Below are 18728 nucleotides of genomic sequence, written 5' to 3'. Positions count from 1 at the left end.
CTACTTTTTAGATGATATGCATAAGACAACGCTTGAGCAGTGGGTACTTCTTGATCGGGTTATTGAGCTTGGCAGCTTCGCCAAAGCGGCAGAAGCAACCTTCCGCAGCCAGTCTTCCGTCAGCTACAACCTCTCCCTGCTTCAGGAGCGGCTTGGCGTTGCCCTGCTTAAGACAGAAGGGCGCAGAGCAGTGTTGACCCCCGAAGGGGAACTGCTGTTGACGCAGGTTCGCCCGCTACTGAAAAGCTTTCACTATGTTGAAAGCCACGCAGCTTCGTTAAAAAAGGGCATCAGAACCCGCATTGATTTAGTGGTGGACAGCATTTTTCCCCGCTCCAGGCTATTCGCCATCCTGCACCAGTTCCAGCAGTTGCACGCCAGCACGCAGGTTCACCTGACGGAAATTCTGGAAAACGACGGTGCCGATATGGCAGAGGCGGATGTCATGGTGTTAACCCGTCGCCAGGACCTCACGGGCCGCGGGCAGTGGCTCAGAAACGTTGATTTTGTTGCCGTAGCGCACCGCGATCACCCCCTACACCAGCTTCCAACGCCGCCAGAAGAAGCCGATCTGGCTAACTATCCGCTGATCCGCATTGCCGGGCAAAGTGGGAATGACTCCCCGCAAACGGCAGGTTGGACGTTCTCCACGCTTGATGCCGCCTGCGAGGCTGTCACCTGGCAGGTTGGCTACGGCTGGCTGCCGGAAGAACGCATTGCTTCGCAGCTTGAGAACGGCACCCTCAAGCCGCTGCAGCTAAGCCACGGCGCAAGACGAGCCACCCCCTTGCACCTGATTGTAAAAAAGGATTTAGCCCCGCTGGATGAGCAAATTACTACCCTGCTGGCGCTATTCCAGCAGCCTGAGCATTAATCCCCGCTGCGCTTAGCCAGGCTTGCCAGCATCGCCTCGCCAATTTCACACTCGCCTTTCGCCATCAGCCCCTGAGCGGCTCCGGCCTGATCTTCAATCTTTTTGTTCTGCCCGAGTTTTGTCTTGCCGATAAGCGAGGCCAGAGGAATTTCTATTCCGACGATGGCCTTCAGCATCGCCTCGATAAACGCCGGCGGCGCATCGCTGACCTGCCACGGCATTTCCATCGGCGCTTCCTGCTGGCGCGTCAGGCTGGTTATCTGCCGAAGCACAAAATCCGCATCATCCTGCACGGTGATTTTCCCCCGCGCCTGCACGGTCTGATAGTTCCAGGTCGGCACCTCTTTATGATGTTCCAGCTTGCCCGGATACCAGCCCGGAGAGATATAGCCCTGCGGGCCGCGAAACACCACCAGCACTTCCTGTGCCGGCTGGAGCGCGCGCCAGAGTGGGTTAGCGCGGGCGATATGCGCCCGGAGCGTACCGAGTTCGCCCTCATCCGGGCAAAGCGCAAAGGGGATATCAAAAGCCTCCAGCACGCCTTCACACTGCACAATCAGCATGCCCAGAGGATTGGCCCTGATAAGCCCCTGAAGCACATCAATATCGTGCTCCTGGAAATGACGAGGAATGTACATTTGCAGCCCTTTATTAGCGGTGATTTTACGCAGCTTATGGCCAAAGTGGTTTATGATAAAGAACCAGATTCTCGCAATATGACCGAGCCACAATTCATGTCACGTAAAGCCCGAGCCGTAGATATTCCCGCCATCGGCGAGCTTGATCGCCGCAGCGGGCAGCTCAGTTTGCAGTTAGCCAAAGCGCTGAAAAACGCCATTCATAAAGGCGAGTTAAAAAGCGGCGACCTGCTGCCCTCCACGCGCGTGCTGGCTGGCGCACTTAACGTGGCGCGCGGCACCGTCCTGGAAGCATTCGAGCAGCTGGTCGCGGAAGGGTTTCTGGAATCCAGACACGGCTCCGGCACCCGGGTAACCTACGCGCCGGAAATCCCGCGGCCGGTTCAGCAAGCACGCCCTGGGGCAACAATCCCGCTTTCTGCCCAGGCCCTGGCATTTGCTAAAGTGGGTGAGCAGCTAAAAACGCTGGCCCCCAGGCCGTTTGCCGTTTCCGTCCCGGTCGGCGACACCGCGCCGGACGACGTGTGGCGCAGGCTCGGCAACCGTATTCGCGCCCGTGGGGCTGGCGCACCGTCGGGCTATGGCGACCCGCAGGGCGCGCTGGCACTGCGTGAGGCCATCTGTGAATACGTGAGGAAGTCACGCTCGGTGCGCTGCACCCCGGAGCAGGTCATCATCACTTCCGGCAACCAGCACGGCCTGTACCTTACGCTGCAAATCCTGCTGGATGTGGGAGATTCGGTGTGGATGGAGGAACCCGGCTATCCCGGCGCCACGTCGCTGTTTGAGACCATGTTCCATGACCGTAAGATGGTCAGAGTGGCCGTTGACGACGAAGGGCTGGACGTTGAGCTGGGCAAAAAGCTGGCCCCTGACGCCCGAGCCGCATTCGTCACGCCCTCGCATCAGTACCCGCTAGGCATGCCGCTCAGCATGTCGCGTCGTGCCGCTTTGCTGGCGTGGGCGCGGGCTAACCATGCCTGGATTATCGAGGACGACTACGACAGCGAGATGCGCTACGCGGGTCACCCTTTCCCGGCGTTGCAGGGGCTGGGGCCGGAGAACGTCATTTACCTCGGCACCTTCAGTAAAATCCTCTTCCCGTCTTTGCGCCTCGGCTATGCCGTGGTACCAAAACAGCTGGTTTCGGCCTTTTGCGGGGCACGTATCCTGATGGACAGACAGCCACCGGGTGCAGACCAGCACGTGCTGGCGAGCTTTATTTCAGAAGGATATCTCGATCGCCACCTGCGGAAAATGCGCGGAGTCTATGCTGAAAAACGTCGAGTGCTAATGGCCGCCGTAGAACAATACATTTCCCCGGACGTGGCCTGGCTTCAGCCCTGTGACCAGGGCATGCACATGGTGCTTTGGCTGCGCCACGGCCTGGACGATCATCAGGTTGTGGAGCGGGCGATGCAGGCCGGGATTGCCGTCCGTGCGGTGTCGCATATGTTTACGCCAGACAGGCAGAAATCCGGTATTTTGCTCGGACTCGGCGGCTACAGTGACGAAGAGATCGTTCATGCCGTGCAGCGCCTGAATGAAGTGCTATGCTCTAGTGCATCCCTGATTACGCCATAAAACTGGCAGGAGCCTGATTATGCTTACGTTTTTAGAAAAAGATGAACCTGAAGAAAGCGCTACCCCCGCCAATGCGTCAGGGCTAATGCAGCAAAAGATGCTGGATTCCCGCTCGATCATTATCTCCGGCGAAATCACTCAGGCGATCACCAAAGAGGTGGTTTCCCAGCTGTTGCTGCTGCAAAGCATCAACGACAAGCCAATCAAACTGTACCTCAACAGCCAGGGCGGCCACGTTGAGGCGGCGGACACCATTCATGACGTGATCAAATTCATCAAGCCGGAAGTTCATATTATCGGCACCGGCTGGGTTGCCAGCGCCGGGATAACCCTCTTCCTTGCGGCGGACAAAAAGCACCGCTATTCGCTGCCAAACACCCGCTTTATGATTCACCAGCCGCTGGGCGGCGTGCGCGGCCAGGCAACGGACATTGAGATTGAAGCCAGAGAGATTATTCGCATGCACGAACGCGTGAACAAGATGATCGCCGAGGCTACCGGCCAGCCGCTGGAGAAGGTGAAGCAGGACACCGACCGCAATTACTGGATGTCGCCGAAAGAAGCTATCGACTACGGCATTGTCGGGAAAATCATTACCCGCTTCCCGGAGCTGAATATCGACTAGCAGCCAGATAAACCGCCTTCATCGGCGGTTTTCTTTTAGCGGGAAAAACGCTTCGCGCCGAAAACGCAAACCAGCACGCCCAGCATCACCGCAATCATCGAGGCATGAACCTCCTCGTGCAGCACAAGTCCGGCGAGCAGCAGGCCAAAAAACGGCTGCAGAAGCTGCAGTTGCCCAACGGCGGCAATTCCCCCCATCGCCAGACCGCGATACCAGAAGATAAAGCCTATCCACATGCTGAACAGCGACACATAGCCCAGCGACAGCCAGGCCTGAGCGCTGATAGCGGCTCCCGCCGCCGGAACGGTGAAAATAGCGGCTACGGTGCTAAGAGGCAGGGAAATCACTAAAGCCCACGAAATCACCTGCCAGTCTCCCAGCCGCCGGGTCAATACCGCACCTTCCGCATAGCCCAGCCCACACAGCGCAATTGCCCCCAGCATCAGCGCATCACCCTGCCAGCCGCTGGCCGAGCCGTGGCTCAAAGCAAAGCCCGCCACCAGCGCCGCACCGGCAAGGGAGAATAGCCAAAAAACGGCTTTTGGCCTTTCCCCTCCGCGCAGAACGCCAAAACAGGCGGTCGCCAGCGGCAGCAGGCCGATATAGACCAGCGAGTGCGCCGAGGTCGTGTGCTGCAGTGCCAAAGCCGTCAGCAGCGGGAAGCCCAGCACCACGCCGAGCGCCACCAGGCCTAGCCCCATCCAGTCACGGCGCTGTGGACGAGGCTGCCGCACCATCAGCAGCGTCCCGCTCGCCAGCAGCGCCGCAATAACTGCCCGTACCGCCGTCAGGAAAAGGGGATCAAGCTCCAGCACCGCAACCCGCGTGGCTGGCAGCGAACCGCTAAAAATTAACATCCCTAAAAAACCGCTGATCCAACCTCGGGTTTGCAGGTTAGTCGTGGGCTGGCTAAGCGGCAGCGCGCTTTTATTTTGCATGGTGGCTCCAGATACTCAGATTGGCTTCCTATTCTGCGCAAACCCGCCACGGCAGACAGATCCACAATGAACAAGAATCACCAGGCCACCCAAATCCACCTCAAAAGCGCGGCGGCGTAAAAGCGAGTCAGGGCAACATCCCTGCGTCTAATTAAAAAATTTTCTGCCTGATTTTCCGCCTCGCGTGACCTCTCTGAAGCAGTACTTCTCGTTACTCACCTTCAGGGATACATCATGACGATAAAAAATAACGGAAAGGCTACGGCCATTTCCGAAGCGAGCCAGCCTGCACGGCTCCCACGCGCTCGGCTTGCGCCAGGCATCGCCTTATCCGGCCTGCTGGCGCTCGCTGCCGGTTTACCTGTGACGTCCTGGGCGGCAGAGTCACCCTCCGCGGCAAACCACACATTTTCAGTGCCCGCCGGGCCGTTGAGCGGCGGCCTGCAAGCGCTGGCGAACGACGCCAACGTGATGCTCGTCTTCACCCCGGATCAGGCCGCGAATAAAACCACTTCTGGCCTCAAGGGAAACTACTCCGTGCAAAGCGCGTTTGACCACCTGCTGGCGGGCAGTGGCCTGAAAGCCGTTCGCGAAGGGAACAGTTATAGACTGGTCTCAACGAGGGTTGCCGCCGGTGAAGCCACGCCGATTAGTGTCCCGGAGCTTTCCGTGGTCAGCGGCCTGGATGACAGCGTGGTGGCCGGGCGTTCAACGCTGAAGAAAGAGAATATCGAACGCATTCAGGCCGACAACGTCGCCGAGCTGCTGGATAAACTGCCGGGCGTCTCTTCTGCCGGTTCACCACGCCCGGGCGGGCAAAGCCTGAATATCTGGGGTATGGGCGGCATGGAAGACATCAACGTGACGCTGGACGGTGCGCCCAAAGGGTTTGAGAAGTACCGCCAGGGCTCGGTCTTTATCGAGCCGGAGCTTATCAAGCAAATCGACGTCGATAAGGGCCCGTTTAATCTCGCCAACGGCAACGGCGGCTTCGGCGGCAGCATTAAAATCGTCACCAAAGACGCGGCAGACCTGCTGCAACCCGGCGAAAATTTTGGCGGGATGCTGAAATACGGCTTCCATACCAACGATAATCAAAACATCTACAGCGGGGCGCTGTACGGCAAAACGCCGGAAGGCTTTGCCGACGGCATGATCTACGCCAGCAAACGCGATGGCGGCAATATTACCCGCCCGGACGGCACCCATTTTGACTACTCCGCCAACCGCCAGGGCACCTGGCTTGCTAAAACCAACCTCTACCTGACCGACGCGCAGACGCTGACGCTCTCGGCCATGCATTCCGACTCCACCGGCTGGCAGCCCTTTGCCGCCAAGCGCGACGACATCGCGGCACCAAGTCAGGCGGATGTCGACAAATACGGGTTAGACGAGGCCTGGCGCAGAAAGCTGGTTTACCGCGATCAGACCGATGAAAACTACTCCGTGAAGTGGAACCTGGCGCCGGCGGATAACCCGTGGATAGACCTGACGCTGAGCTACGCTTACTCCAAAACCAAACAGCATGACACGCGCCCTGACTCCGCGGGCACGTCCAGCTTCCTCGGCACACTCGGCAATGAAAGCTGGGTGGACTACAAAGACAACCTGGTGGAGGCCAGCAACAAGAGCCGTTTCAGCACCGGGCCGGTGGATCACCTGCTGGAAATCGGCGCGAGCTGGCATAAAAATCAACGCGACGCGCTGATGTACTACCCTGGCTACAAGAAGAATGCGGCCTACAATTATGGCTACTTCCAGCCGTATTACATGCCTGCCGGGGAGCAGCAAACGCGCGGGCTATACATTCAGGACAGCATGACGCTCGGCAGCGTCACCGTGACGCCGGGCGTGCGCTACGACAGCGTGACGAATACCGGCGAGCCAAACATCGCCTCAATGTACAACAGCAGCGATCCTAAAGTCGGCCACGACTACAGCAGCAAAAGCTATCACGGCGTTACGCCTGCGCTTGGGCTGGTCTGGAAGGCCACGCCGACTATGTCGCTGTTTGCCGACGTCACCCGTACATGGCGTGCGCCGACCATTGATGAGCAGTACACCGTGCAGTACGCGCTGTCTAACGTGTCCGGCTCCAGCCGCGATCTGAAAGTAGAAACCATCAACAGCGTTCGCGGCGGCATGATCCTGAACTTCAATAATTTGCTGGCGGACGACGACAGCGTACAAATTCGCACCACGCTATTCCGCAACCGTGGCAAAGACGAAATATTCTACCGTCGGGGCGTGCTGTGCGAGGCGCAGTCGGTGAACAGCAATGCCAAATGCGGATCGCCGCTGTCGAACTACCGTAACCTGCCGGGGTACACCATCCAGGGACTGGAAATTGAGTCGTTTTACGACAGTCACCGCATGTTTGGCAGCCTCTCGTTCTCCACCATTCGTGGCCAGCGTGATGCTTCCCCGCGCGACCCTTGGGGCAACAAGACCTGGATCGCAGAAATTCCGCCCGTCACCGCACACACCACGCTGGGCGTAAAAGCCCCCGAATGGAACATGACGTTCGGCTGGACGATGGATATGGCGCGCAAGCAGGATCGCTCCCCGCAGGACGACGACCCGTTAGCGGGCATCTGGGCGCTGCCAAAAACCAAAGGCTATGCCCTGCAGGGGCTGTTTGCCACGTGGCAGCCGGAACAGGTGAAGGGTATGGAGGCTCGCGTAGCCGTCGATAACCTGTTCAACACCGACTACTACCCGTATCTGGGCGAGTCCGTCTCGGGCATCGGGCGCAACATCAAGCTGAGTATTTCTCAGAAATTCTAATGTGTTACCCGCAGCGCCGCCGCAGGCGCTGCTTTCTTATCACCTGCTTCCCCACGCAAAAGTACATTAATACTCCGCAATCTCTTGACATAAAAATAGAGAAATGAAAATAATAATGATTATCATTTCAGTATTTATCACGCCCTGATAAAGATCAATGGTGAGTAACATAATGTCCCGTGCCCAACAGGTTGCGCAGCAGCTTTACTGCGATCATCAGCGCTGGCTGTACCACTGGCTGCGCAATAAGGTCGGCTGTCCGGAACAGGCACAGGATCTGACTCAGGATACCTTTATCAACATCCTGGTCAGCCCCGATCTGGCCGCAATCCGCCAACCACGGCCTTTCCTCGCCACGGTAGCCCGGCGTTTAATTGCCAACCATTACCGCCGTAAGAAAATCGAAGAGGCCTGGCTCGATGCCCTGGCCTTACAGCCGGAACAGGAGCACCCTTCTCCCGAAGCAAAACTGCTGATCCTCGAGGTGCTGGAACACATTGACACAGCGCTGGACGGGTTACCTCCCCAGGTCAGAGAAGCCTTCCTGCTGGCTCACTTACAGGGCATGCGCTACTGCGATATTGCCGAGCGCCTGCACGTCTCCAGTAGCTCCGTTAAGCAATACCTCCAGCGTGCCAACCTGCACTGCTTCTTCGCACTAAGCTCATGATCCCACGACCTTTAGTTGACCGCCATGGTCAAGCGCTTAGCCGCGAAAGCGCACACGCTGCGGCATCCTGGCTTACGCTGATGATGTCTGACGAAGTCAACGAGCAGGACAAAGTTAACTGGCAAAAATGGCTGGCGGAGAGTGTCGATAACCAACGCGCATGGCGGCATATTGAAGCGGTTTGCGCCGGGTTCAGGCAGGTTGACGACAAACTGGCGCAGCAAAGCCTCTCTTCGCTAAAAAACAGCGGCAGACGTCGCGCTTTAAAAGGGCTAGGCGCTCTGCTGCTGGTCGGAGGCTCACTGGAATGGGGCAGACAGCAGCACGGCTGGGAAGCATTTACCGCCGATTACCGCACCGCAACGGGTGAACTGCGCAAGGTTGAGCTAAGCGAGGGGAGCCAGCTGCTGTTGGATACCCAAACCGCGCTAAACGTCCACTATACGGGGCAGCAGCGCCAGATTGAGTTACTCAGCGGCGACCTGCTGATTACCACCGGGCAGCGTGAAAAGCTGTCGGCCTGGCCCCGACCCTTTAGCGTGACGACACCTCACGGCAAAGTGCTCGCACTCGGCACTCAATTCCGGGTAAAGCTGGAGCCGGAACGCACCCATATTGCCGTTTACCACGGAGCCGTGCGCCTTTATCCGCGCAGTTCAGGACTGGCCGGGCTTCAGCTCGGTGCGGGCCAGGGAGCATGGCTTACGCGTGAACAATCCGGTGGCCTGCACGACGGTGAAAAAGAGCCCGGCTGGTCTCGCGGCAAACTGCTGGCTGACGATATGCCGCTCGGGGATTTCCTGCGGGAAGTGAACCGCTATCGCCCAGGCGTTTTACGCTGCGACGAGGACATCGCTTCCCTGCGGCTGTCGGGCGTTTTCCCGCTGACGGATACCGATGGGATTCTGGCCGCCTTACCGCGCGTCTTACCCATCAGGATAAATACGCTGTCGCGCTACTGGGTCAGCCTTTCACGGCAGTGAATAATGCTTCGCCGAGGGTTTATCCATGCTGATTGTCTCGTTATTCATTCGAGGCTGCCCGTTTACGCAGTTCGCGTGTCCTCTCTCTTATCTCTCCTGAAACGACAACCAGCCGCCCGGCTGCGGAGTAATTTGGTCATGCCTTCAACCCTGCCGATAAGACAACCTCTTCCTGCCTGGCCCGATAGCCTCCCAACCTCACGCCGGGGCATCGGGCTACTGCTGGCGCTTTTGCTGCACGCTGGCGTATTCCTCTGGCTCACTTACCGGCCCACGCAGGAACAGCCGGCCACCGCGCCACCGCCTATTGCACTGATGATTTTACCCTCCACCAACCCGGCATCCACGGCAACGCCGGAGAAGCAGCCAGACAAGATCAAACAGATACGGTCGGCGGCGCCTCAGGAGAAAGCGGAGCCAAAAGAAGAGGTGAAAAGCGTGGAGGCACCGAACCCGGAAATCGTGGTCGCCAAAAAAGTGCGGCACAGTGCCAAAACCAGACCTCAGCCGGTTAAGCCACACGATGCCGAAGTACCGCCGGCACCCACGCCACCCGCGCCCGAAACCCACGCACCCGCCAGCCATCCTCAGCAAAGCGCCGGTACCGCAGGGAGCAGCGCCGTCAGCGCCCCAAGCCCAGGCGAAGTGAACTGGGTCAGCCTGCTGCGCCAGCGCCTGGACCGCTTTAAACGCTACCCGGCTCAGGCCTTACGTCAGCAGGCGCAGGGCGTGGTTTATCTGAGCCTGACGCTCGACAGGCATGGCGGGGTGCTCAGCGTGGCGTTGGACAAAAGCAGCGGCACGCCAACGCTGGACAGGGAAGCGCTTGCCCTGCCGGCTCGCGCGACGCCTCTGCCCGCCCCCACCAGCGATATCGCCCCAGGACAGGCGCAAATTACGCTCACGCTGCCGATCCGCTTCGATCTTCGCCCATAACGTCTCTGGCCCAATGCTCGGTCCTGCAGCATTGGGCGCGTAACCCTCTATGCGATCGTTAAAGATCACAAAATCACGGCATTAATTCGTCTTCACATTGCACAATCGAGCATTAGATCTTATGTTAACCGAGCAACATCAAGCATAAGATAACGAATGAGGATACCGCAGTGAGAAATAACCATGTTGGGCAGATAGTGATGAATGAATCGACGATTGCCGATGGCGTAACCAAAGTCGCCAGACAGCTTAATAGTCGCTATCACGAGGCGGTGGTGATAACGGTCGTTCCCGGTGGGATCCTGTTTACTGCCGACCTGGTCAGGCAGCTAACTTTCGATATATCAATGGACTACATTTCCTGCCCGCACACGCCGGGCGACAGAAATAACGGCTCTACCATCGTTTACCACGACAACATTGGCATCAAGGGGAAAGACGTGATTTTGGTGGATGATGCCATCGAGTCCGGCGGCACCATGAAGCGCCTTGTCGAGCATTTAACCGAGAACTACGCCCCGAAATCCCTTTCCATTGCCACGTTGTTTGTGAAGCCGGGCCGCGTAGAGATCCCCGTGGAGCAATTTCATGCCTACATCATGGACAACGATGACCTGCTCATCGGCTACGGCATGCCGTGGGAAAATAAGTACCGTAATCTGCCCTTCGTCTCAAAACTAAAAATATAAACGCCTACAGAACGCTTACCGATGGGATAACAACATGATAAAGCTGATCATTACCGACCTGGACGGCACTTTCCTCAATAGCCACGGCGACTATGACCGTGAATTATTTGCCCAAACACACCGCTTAATGACGCAAAAAGGCGTCCACTTCGCCGCCTGCACCGGCAAGCAGTGCCAGCGGGTAGAAGAGCTGTTCGCCGATTACCGTCAGGATTTATGGATAATCGGCGACAGCGCCACGCGCATCAAAAGGAACGGCGAGTATATCTACGAGTCGCTTATCAATAATGCGCTGGGATTACGCATTATCGACACGCTGGAGGCCGCCAGCGACAGCCACGTGATTATTGCCTGCGGCAGCGAAAGCGCGTTTATTCGCAAAGATGTGCCGCAGCGCCTTACAGACAAAATGCGCCAGTCCTACGCCAGCCTGGCGCAGGTGGACTCTTTTGCCGAACTCGATTGTGATTTCGTGAAGATAAGCGTCTATGACGAAGCCGGAAGCTGCCCGCAGACCCGGCCGGTGCTCGCGCCTTTTGAGCAGGATGTTTATATCGTGGTGTCTGAAGCGGCGTGGATCGATATTGCCGACTACGGTGTTCACAAAGGGACGACGGTGCAAAAGCTCCAGCAATTACTGCACGTCAGCCAGGCAGAAACCCTGGCGTTTGGCGACGGTTATAACGACCTGGAGCTGCTGGCTCAGGCGGAATACAGCTTCGCGATGCGCAATGCGTTTGAGGAGACGAAGGCCGCTGCGCGATTCATCACCGGCAGCAATGACGAGAGCGCGGTCCAGCACACGATAAAAAGCCTGCTGGCGCTGCAAAACTGAATGTGAAGATGGGCGGCAGACGCGTCGCCCGTTTTGCTAGCCGGCGACTTCGATATGCAGGTTAACGCCGCTGAAATCGGCAATGTTGGTTTCGGTGCTGACCACCGCCACATCAATGTCTTCGCAAGGCGCCACTTTATAACGTGCCACCTGGGACATCTTATTGGCCGTTACGGCGGCGACCACCTCGTTGCTCTGGCTCAGCAGTTCTCGCTTAAAACAGGCATCTTCGTAATAAACCGCGCTCAGGCCAGCCTGCGGATCCAGCCCACAGACGCCGATAAAGGTCTGATCGAAAACCATGCCTCGCAGCTGGTTCACCGTGTCGGATCCCAGGGTGCTGCCGGTCAGCGGATTCACTTTGCCACCCAACAGAATCAGCTCGCCACGGGTACGGCCGCTTAGCGCGGCGGCAATCTGCGGAGAATTGGTGACAATAGTGAGATCCAGCTCTTCGGGAATAAACTCCACCATCGCCAGATAGGTTGAACCGGCGTCGAGAAACACGCAGGTATTGGCTTTGATCATCCCGGCACACTTTCTTGCCACCTGGGATTTCTCCCCCACATCCTGCGACACGCGAGTTTCGAAGCTGGCAGACTGCTGGAACTGGCTGATGGCGCCGCCATAAACCTTTTTACACAGGCCACGGCGCGCCAGCTCCTGCAGGTCGCGGCGAATAGTGTGCTCAGACACGCCCAGCTTCCGCGCCACGTCAGCCCCAATCACCCTGCCTGTTTCGGTCAGGATCTGGTGGATCATCGCCTGGCGCTGTTCAGGCAATGCGTCATAATCTGTCACGTTTAGCCCTCAAATAGCTGCAATTGTGCATAACATATCACAATCTATCATTCCCATGATGACAGTGAGTCAGCATTCTCCTTGACTCCTATAAAATTTAATTTCGCCCATTCCTGACGACAGACAATAATCAGGAAGAAACTTTCCGCTAAATTTTTCTACACCATTCAGATTTATTAAAGCCTTTTTCTTTTTTTCTTACTCATTTCGGGTGAAATAACGGTAAGTCCGGCGTGTAAAGCAAGCGTGGCCGAATTCACTTTATCCACCTGTATCGGGTTATAATTCCAGAAATCTTTTGCCACATCAGAATGTGGATGGCCAGGTGAGGATAGACTCGGATCAGAGCTAAAAAGGCTATACTCAGGATTCAAAATCTTTGCCAATCCCGAACGCCAGTTACCTTTCGCACCATGATGCATAACCTGTAGAAGATGAATGTTTTTCATTCTTTTTTCTCCTAAAAAATCAATCAGCGAGTTTATTCTTTTTAATGTATTAAGATAACCATCACCGGTATACAGAACACCTGATTTTGTAGGTGGCCAAAAATACAATGTTGATTTTTCAGTAACAACTCTAAGCTGTAAATTTTGCTGCTTCCAGATATATAACTCTGAATGAATAACCCAAGAGCAAAAATTTCCTGAAAGAATAGGTCCTGTATAGAGAAATAATGATATGACATTTCTTCTGTATGGCTTACACCCGAAAACATCATCATAAATCTCTTTCAGCTCAGTAAGGATTGAATGTCTTTCAGCGTTATTCTTCCCCAAAAGCAAGCTCTTTGACTTAAGTAAGACCTTCTTCTTAAACTTTGCATTTACTAAAGAAACCAGACAAGAATCATTATAGGGTACAAATTCCCATACAGAAAAAATTTGCAAGCATGCCCCCACCTCAAGAGTAAGAACCTGAGCTTTAATACCCGCGTTTTTATTTTCTCTGTCCTCAGCAGTCAACATACTATCATCTGGGTTTACTGCTTTATAGTTACCCTCAATGAGAGCCTGTCCAGAAATTGGTAACTCTTCATCAAAATTATATTCATTAGGTTCTAGCTTTCGTGGAGATATGAAATTATCAGGTATATCTGAAATCTCATCAGGCGCATCGTTAGGAGATGAAACATAAATAATCCGCCCAATCCCTCTTGTTGCTTTACGCTGAAGAAACGCTACAGGATCAATTAAAAAATCCATTAGATAGGAACCTGATCGGCAATTTTCCTCAAAAGCTATAACTAATCTTTTCCACATTGGAATATAAGGAAGAAGAACGTCTCCGACCTTAAAACGAGAAAGAATATCAACAACCCCGCTAATATGATCATGATCGAAATGTGACAAGCAAATTAAATCAATGAAATTACTTCCATTTAAATCATTTGTCTTAACAGCATAATGGTTTATTTTTTCATGAAGAAGGTCTTTCTTAGAGTTCGTGCCACAATCGTAAATCCATTGGTATACCACTTTGGATTCATTATTTAATAAAGCCCCAGTACAAAATAACCCTTGACCTACTCCATAAAAATCATAATTTACTTCCCACATTTTCATATCTCTTTCAGCCAATAAAGAAAAAATATTTATCTGACAATATACTTTTACATTTAAATGGAAAGATTGTATCTAACAACAACTGTGACCTACCATTAATAGTAGGGGAAAATATAGGCGAACATAAAATGCTAAATAAAAGAGCATCACAGTTCACGAGTATCATGAAATCATTCCGTGCTATAAACGGAATGCATAGACCGAAACGAAGATGCACATCTTTTTGATTAGTTTTATTCCACCAGCGCCTGCGCGCACGCCCAGGCTGAACTCCAGGCCCACTGGAAGTTATAGCCGCCGAGCCAGCCGCTGACGTCCATCACTTCGCCGATAAAATAGAGACCCGGCGCTTTTTTGGCTTCCATGGTACGCGAGGAAAGTTCGTTGGTGTCCACGCCGCCCAGGGTCACTTCTGCCGTGCGGTAGCCTTCGGTGCCGTTGGGCTGAACGCGCCAGCTCTGCAGAGTATCAACCAGCTCGCTTTGCTGGCGGCTATTCAGTTGCTTGAGCGTGACGTCCGGGATTTGCTCCAGCTGCTGCAAGCATTCCACCAGGCGCTTGGGCAGCACCATCGCCAGCGTGTTTTTCAGGCTCTGATTTGGGTGCGCGTTGCGCTGCTCGTGGATAAAGCCGTCCAGATCGGTGTCCGGCAGCAGATTCACGCTGACGAATTCGCCCGGCTGCCAGTAGCTGGAGAGCTGTAACACGGCTGGGCCAGAAAGGCCCCGGTGGGTAAACAGCAGGCTTTCCCGGAAGCTGACGCCGTTTTCTGCGGTGATGACGGACGGCACCGAGACGCCGGACAGCACCTGCAGTTGCTCCAGCAGAGGTTTATGCAGGGTAAACGGCACCAGCCCCGCACGGGTCGGCAGCACCTTCAGGCCAAACTGCTCCGCCACTTTATAACCGAACGGCGTCGCGCCCAGCCCCGGCATCGACAGGCCGCCGCTGGCGATAACCAGTTTGGCCCCCTGAACGCTGCCGCCGTTAAGCTGTAACGTAAAGCCCTGCTCGTCACGCTCAATGCCCAGCACCTCGCTGCGCAGGCGCATCGTCACTTTGCCTTTCTCGCATTCGGCCACCAGCATATCGACCACCTGCTGCGCGGAGTCGTCGCAGAACAGCTGACCAAGGGTTTTCTCATGCCAGGCAATACCGTATTTGCCCACCATGTCGATAAAGTCCCACTGGGTATAACGCGCCAGCGCTGACTTACAAAAATGCGGGTTCTCGCTAAGATAGGCCGCTGGCTCAACATAAAGATTAGTAAAGTTGCAGCGGCCGCCGCCGGACATGAGGATTTTACGGCCCGGCTTTTTACCATTATCAATCAGCAACACGCGGCCACCAGCCTGCCCGGCCAACGCCGCACAAAACATTCCCGCTGCACCCGCACCTATAATAATGGCATCAAACTTTTCCACGACCGACTCCCAACTATACTTAAGGCAACGGATTGTAAAGACCCGCGGCTGGTCACACCAGCTTTATGGTGAATAACAAATGCAGGTTATTGATAAACAAAATGTAAATCATTCCACTTGTTTGCCTGATGGCGACTAAAATCAAAAAAAGTCCAGATTTCACTTTGCCGCGGTGGAGGTTGTCTTACATAATGCGCCGCGTTCATGTCCTCAAAATGGCGTAACGTCTATGCTACATTTGTTTGCCGGCCTGGATCTTCATACCGGGCTTTTACTTTTGCTTGCTCTGGCATTTGTGCTGTTCTACGAAGCTATTAATGGTTTCCACGATACGGCCAACGCAGTAGCAACGGTAATTTACACCCGCGCTATGCGATCGCAACTTGCGGTGGCAATGGCTGCGTTGTTTAACTTCTTCGGCGTTCTGCTCGGTGGGCTGAGCGTAGCCTATGCCATTGTGCATATGCTGCCTACAGATCTGCTGTTAAACGTAGGATCGGCACATGGTCTCGCCATGGTGTTCTCTATGTTACTGGCCGCTATTATCTGGAACCTCGGCACCTGGTATTTCGGTCTGCCGGCCTCCAGCTCCCATACGCTTATCGGTGCCATCATCGGTATCGGTTTGACCAACGCGCTGCTGACCGGCACCTCGGTTGTCGACGCGCTGAATATCCCGAAAGTTGTTGGGATCTTCGCTTCATTAATTCTGTCCCCGATTGTCGGGTTGGTGATTGCCGGTGGGTTGATTTTCCTGCTGCGCCGTTACTGGAGCAACACCAAGAAAAAGCAGCGTATTCACCTGACGCCTGCGGAACGTGAAAAGCAAGACGGCAAGAAAAAGCCGCCTTTCTGGACGCGAATCGCCCTGATCCTGTCCGCTATCGGCGTGAGTTTCTCTCACGGCGCTAACGACGGTCAGAAAGGCATTGGCCTGATTATGCTGGTGCTGATTGGCGTGGCTCCGGCGGGCTTCGTGGTGAACATGAACGCCTCCGGCTACGAAATCACCCGGACCCGCGATGCGGTGAACAACGTCGAAACTTACTTCCAGCAGCATCCTGAACTGCTGCAGAAAGCGACAGGTTCGGAACAGCTGATCCCGTCTCCGGAAGCGGGCGCAACTGAACCGGCTCAGTTCCACTGCCATCCGGCTAACGCGATCACCGCACTGGACCGCGCGAAGCTAATGCTGACCGACATCGAAAGCTACGACAAGCTCAGCATTGAGCAGCGTAGCCAGCTGCGTCGCATCATGCTCTGCATCTCCGACACAACCGATAAAGTGGCGAAGCTGCCGGAAGTGAACGCGGACGATCAGCGCCTGCTGAAGAAACTGAAAGGCGACATGCTTAGCACCATCGAGTACGCGCCGGTCTGGATTATTCTGGCCGTTGCGCTGGCGCTGGGTATCGGGACGATGATCGGCTGGCGCCGTGTGGCGACCACCATCGGTGAGAAGATCGGTAAGAAAGGCATGACCTATGCGCAAGGGATGTCCGCGCAGATGACGGCCGCCGTTTCTATCGGTCTGGCAAGCTACACCGGGATGCCGGTTTCCACCACTCACGTGCTCTCTTCCTCCGTGGCGGGGACGATGATCGTGGACGGCGGCGGCCTACAGCGTAAGACGGTAACCAATATCCTGATGGCCTGGATATTCACCTTACCGGCTTCGATTCTGCTCTCCGGCGGGCTGTACTGGATTGCGCTGCGCTTCGTGTAAGCGGCAGCCAAAAGAAAAAGCGGGTCAGGAAACTGGCCCGCTTTTTTTATGCTTATGCATAACTCAGCCCTGATAACCTAGTGCCAGATAATCAGCCCAACAAGGCTAATTACCACCAGCCCGCACAGCGAACTCGTCAGAATAAACTGGCGGCGCAGGCGCTCACAGCGGCGAATAAATTCCTCGTCGTGGTGGTCCAGATAGCGCTGACCGTAAATATAACGCACCAGCCGTACCTGTTTGCTGGGTTGACCGTGCGAGGTGAAAAAACCGCCGCCGTCGACATACTGATACAGCAGTGGATCGCACCCGCGCAGCACCACCAGTAACGCGCGCAGTGAAGAGTAATAGCGCGCCATATTCACCACACAAACTACACAAAGCGCCCAGAACAGCGCGACGGTGCTGATCATGTACCCCTCCCGGCGAAGCCCTCGAAGCGTTTGCTCCGGGACAACCGCTCTCCCCGAAAACCCTGTCAGACAATCCTGCAGCGAATAACCGATACAGGTCACAGCAATCTTCCCGTCCGGCTCATTTAATAGTGTAGGAGATCCCTTAATTTTTTTACCACCGCGTTAATCTTTATCAAAGTGGCCAGATTCATTTTTCGCTTGAATGAGTTTGAGGGATAGCGCATTGTCGGGCTGAATAGCTCGTTATAAGATAGAAATACCATCTACAATTTAAGTCTTTAGATCGGGTGACCGTAGCTCATGCCGCTGCGGTTTAGACGATGACGGCGAGAGTCATCGATAACTTATGGAAGGAGTAACATTATGGCTTACAAACACATTCTGATCGCAGTTGACCTCTCCCCTGAGAGTAAAGTCCTGGTAGAAAAAGCCGTGTCCATGGCTCGTCCTTATAACGCGAAAGTTTCCCTGATTCATGTCGATGTAAATTACTCCGATCTGTATACCGGGCTGATTGATGTCAATCTGGGCGATATGCAGAAACGCATTTCCGAAGAGACTCACCACGCGCTCACCGAGCTCTCCACCGGCGCGGGTTATCCTATCACCGAAACGCTGAGCGGCAGCGGCGACCTGGGCCAGGTGCTGGTAGACGCCATTAAGAAATACGATATGGATTTGGTGGTTTGTGGGCACCACCAGGATTTCTGGAGCAAGCTGATGTCCTCGGCGCGCCAGCTGATCAATACCGTGCATGTGGATATGCTGATTGTTCCGCTGCGTGATGAAGAAGACGAGTAACACTTTCCCCTCACCCTAACCCTTAGCCCCAAAGGGGAGAGGGGACTGAATTGCGGTAAGCGTTAACCCTCTCCCCACAGGGGAGAGGGGACTGAATAGAGCATAACTCTTTGATTTTCCCCCCTCTCCCTTCTGTGTCTCTTTGTCACATTCTGGTTTCAAAGTTTTCCGGAAGAACTCTTTAGCCTTCAACCGTTCCGTTCACCCGTAAATCTGTTTTCCATATAAGTTTCCAGCACGGTGAACGTGTGAGGGGGAAATACGCCATTCCCCCTCATAACCCCCGGCGCCCGGCGAGCTCATCGCCGCTGAAGCGGTAAACCCACCGGCTATCACCCAAACATTCGGGGTCGTTCGCGATTCGTTCCCGACGATCGCTCTCTTTCGCTGCTCCCGGCAGCTCAACCCCGCCTGAGTTGGGTCATAACCGGGGGCG

Annotated in this window: 18 protein-coding genes; 11 read left to right on the top strand and 7 right to left on the bottom strand. The window is 55.1% G+C overall.

What is annotated here, in order from left to right:
- Positions 1-16 precede the first annotated feature (16 nt).
- Positions 17-874, top strand: coding sequence for a LysR family transcriptional regulator (locus VGM55_RS01945; protein ID WP_154187481.1), 858 nt, complete (start codon positions 17-19; stop codon positions 872-874).
- Here VGM55_RS01945 and VGM55_RS01940 read toward each other — a convergent pair.
- On the bottom strand, positions 871-1512 hold the full coding sequence (locus VGM55_RS01940; RefSeq protein ID WP_331634425.1) for an FMN-binding negative transcriptional regulator: 642 nt from the start codon (positions 1510-1512) through the stop codon (positions 871-873). The genes VGM55_RS01945 and VGM55_RS01940 overlap by 4 nt on opposite strands.
- A 96-nt stretch (positions 1513-1608) precedes the next feature.
- On the opposite strand from VGM55_RS01940, the gene VGM55_RS01935 reads away from it, so the two are divergent.
- Together VGM55_RS01935 and VGM55_RS01930 are read left to right on the top strand one after the other, a co-directional pair.
- Positions 1609-3096, top strand: coding sequence for a PLP-dependent aminotransferase family protein (locus VGM55_RS01935; RefSeq protein ID WP_154187529.1), 1488 nt, complete (start codon positions 1609-1611; stop codon positions 3094-3096).
- 19 nt (positions 3097-3115) lie between these two features.
- Positions 3116-3721: an ATP-dependent Clp protease proteolytic subunit gene (locus tag VGM55_RS01930; RefSeq protein WP_154187479.1), complete on the top strand. Its 606-nt coding sequence runs from the start codon at positions 3116-3118 to the stop codon at positions 3719-3721.
- Between the two features lie 35 nt (positions 3722-3756).
- Here the strand turns inward: VGM55_RS01930 and VGM55_RS01925 are convergent, their stop codons facing one another.
- Positions 3757-4659 carry a DMT family transporter gene (locus tag VGM55_RS01925; RefSeq protein WP_154187478.1) on the bottom strand — a complete coding sequence of 301 codons (903 nt, stop codon included), beginning with the start codon at positions 4657-4659 and terminating at the stop codon, positions 3757-3759.
- 234 nt (positions 4660-4893) lie between these two features.
- On the opposite strand from VGM55_RS01925, the gene VGM55_RS01920 reads away from it, so the two are divergent.
- The 6 genes from VGM55_RS01920 to VGM55_RS01895 all read left to right on the top strand — a co-directional run bounded on the left by VGM55_RS01920 (position 4894) and on the right by VGM55_RS01895 (position 11559).
- Positions 4894-7446 carry a TonB-dependent receptor gene (locus VGM55_RS01920; protein ID WP_154187477.1) on the top strand — a complete coding sequence of 851 codons (2553 nt, stop codon included), beginning with the start codon at positions 4894-4896 and terminating at the stop codon, positions 7444-7446.
- 157 nt (positions 7447-7603) lie between these two features.
- Positions 7604-8116: a sigma-70 family RNA polymerase sigma factor gene (locus VGM55_RS01915; RefSeq protein WP_414648179.1), complete on the top strand. Its 513-nt coding sequence runs from the start codon at positions 7604-7606 to the stop codon at positions 8114-8116.
- The gene (locus VGM55_RS01910; protein WP_331634423.1) at positions 8113-9099 is read left to right on the top strand and encodes a FecR domain-containing protein; all 987 of its coding nucleotides are present in this window, start codon (positions 8113-8115) and stop codon (positions 9097-9099) included. Before VGM55_RS01915 ends, VGM55_RS01910 begins: the two co-directional genes overlap by 4 nt.
- A gap of 138 nt (positions 9100-9237) precedes the next feature.
- The gene (locus VGM55_RS01905) at positions 9238-10035 is read left to right on the top strand and encodes an energy transducer TonB (protein WP_154187474.1); all 798 of its coding nucleotides are present in this window, start codon (positions 9238-9240) and stop codon (positions 10033-10035) included.
- A gap of 170 nt (positions 10036-10205) precedes the next feature.
- A complete protein-coding gene (locus tag VGM55_RS01900) occupies positions 10206-10724 on the top strand; it encodes a phosphoribosyltransferase (RefSeq protein WP_331634422.1) in 519 nt (172 codons plus the stop codon).
- A 34-nt stretch (positions 10725-10758) separates the two neighbouring features.
- Positions 10759-11559, top strand: coding sequence for an HAD-IIB family hydrolase (locus tag VGM55_RS01895; RefSeq protein WP_154187473.1), 801 nt, complete (start codon positions 10759-10761; stop codon positions 11557-11559).
- A 36-nt stretch (positions 11560-11595) separates the two neighbouring features.
- Here VGM55_RS01895 and VGM55_RS01890 read toward each other — a convergent pair whose 3' ends face one another.
- The 3 genes from VGM55_RS01890 to VGM55_RS01880 form a co-directional block, all read right to left on the bottom strand.
- Complete coding sequence (locus tag VGM55_RS01890; RefSeq protein WP_331634421.1) at positions 11596-12360, bottom strand: DeoR/GlpR family DNA-binding transcription regulator; 765 nt, start codon at positions 12358-12360, stop codon at positions 11596-11598.
- A 176-nt stretch (positions 12361-12536) separates the two neighbouring features.
- The gene (locus VGM55_RS01885) at positions 12537-13925 is read right to left on the bottom strand and encodes a hypothetical protein (RefSeq protein ID WP_331634419.1); all 1389 of its coding nucleotides are present in this window, start codon (positions 13923-13925) and stop codon (positions 12537-12539) included.
- Positions 13926-14158: 233 nt separating this feature from the next.
- Entirely contained in the window at positions 14159-15349 is a 1191-nt protein-coding gene (locus VGM55_RS01880; protein WP_331634417.1) for an NAD(P)/FAD-dependent oxidoreductase, read from the bottom strand.
- 229 nt (positions 15350-15578) lie between these two features.
- Between VGM55_RS01880 and pitA the strand changes: the two genes are divergently transcribed.
- Positions 15579-17075: an inorganic phosphate transporter PitA gene (pitA, locus tag VGM55_RS01875; RefSeq protein ID WP_154187471.1), complete on the top strand. Its 1497-nt coding sequence runs from the start codon at positions 15579-15581 to the stop codon at positions 17073-17075.
- Positions 17076-17152: 77 nt separating this feature from the next.
- Here pitA and uspB read toward each other — a convergent pair whose 3' ends face one another.
- Complete coding sequence (uspB, locus tag VGM55_RS01870) at positions 17153-17488, bottom strand: universal stress protein UspB (RefSeq protein ID WP_016538621.1); 336 nt, start codon at positions 17486-17488, stop codon at positions 17153-17155.
- Positions 17489-17854: 366 nt separating this feature from the next.
- Between uspB and uspA the strand changes: the two genes are divergently transcribed.
- Positions 17855-18292 (top strand): universal stress protein UspA, encoded by a 438-nt coding sequence (uspA, locus tag VGM55_RS01865; protein ID WP_008458645.1) that lies wholly within the window; start codon positions 17855-17857, stop codon positions 18290-18292.
- A gap of 201 nt (positions 18293-18493) precedes the next feature.
- On the opposite strand, the gene VGM55_RS01860 is transcribed toward uspA, so the two are convergent.
- On the bottom strand, positions 18494-18728 hold a 235-nt coding region (locus VGM55_RS01860), incomplete at its 5' end, for a hypothetical protein (RefSeq protein ID WP_331634414.1).

It is taken from the genome of Cedecea sp., from assembly GCF_036500665.1.
GTDB lineage: Bacteria > Pseudomonadota > Gammaproteobacteria > Enterobacterales > Enterobacteriaceae > Cedecea.
This window is presented reverse-complemented; position numbering and strand designations above follow the sequence as displayed.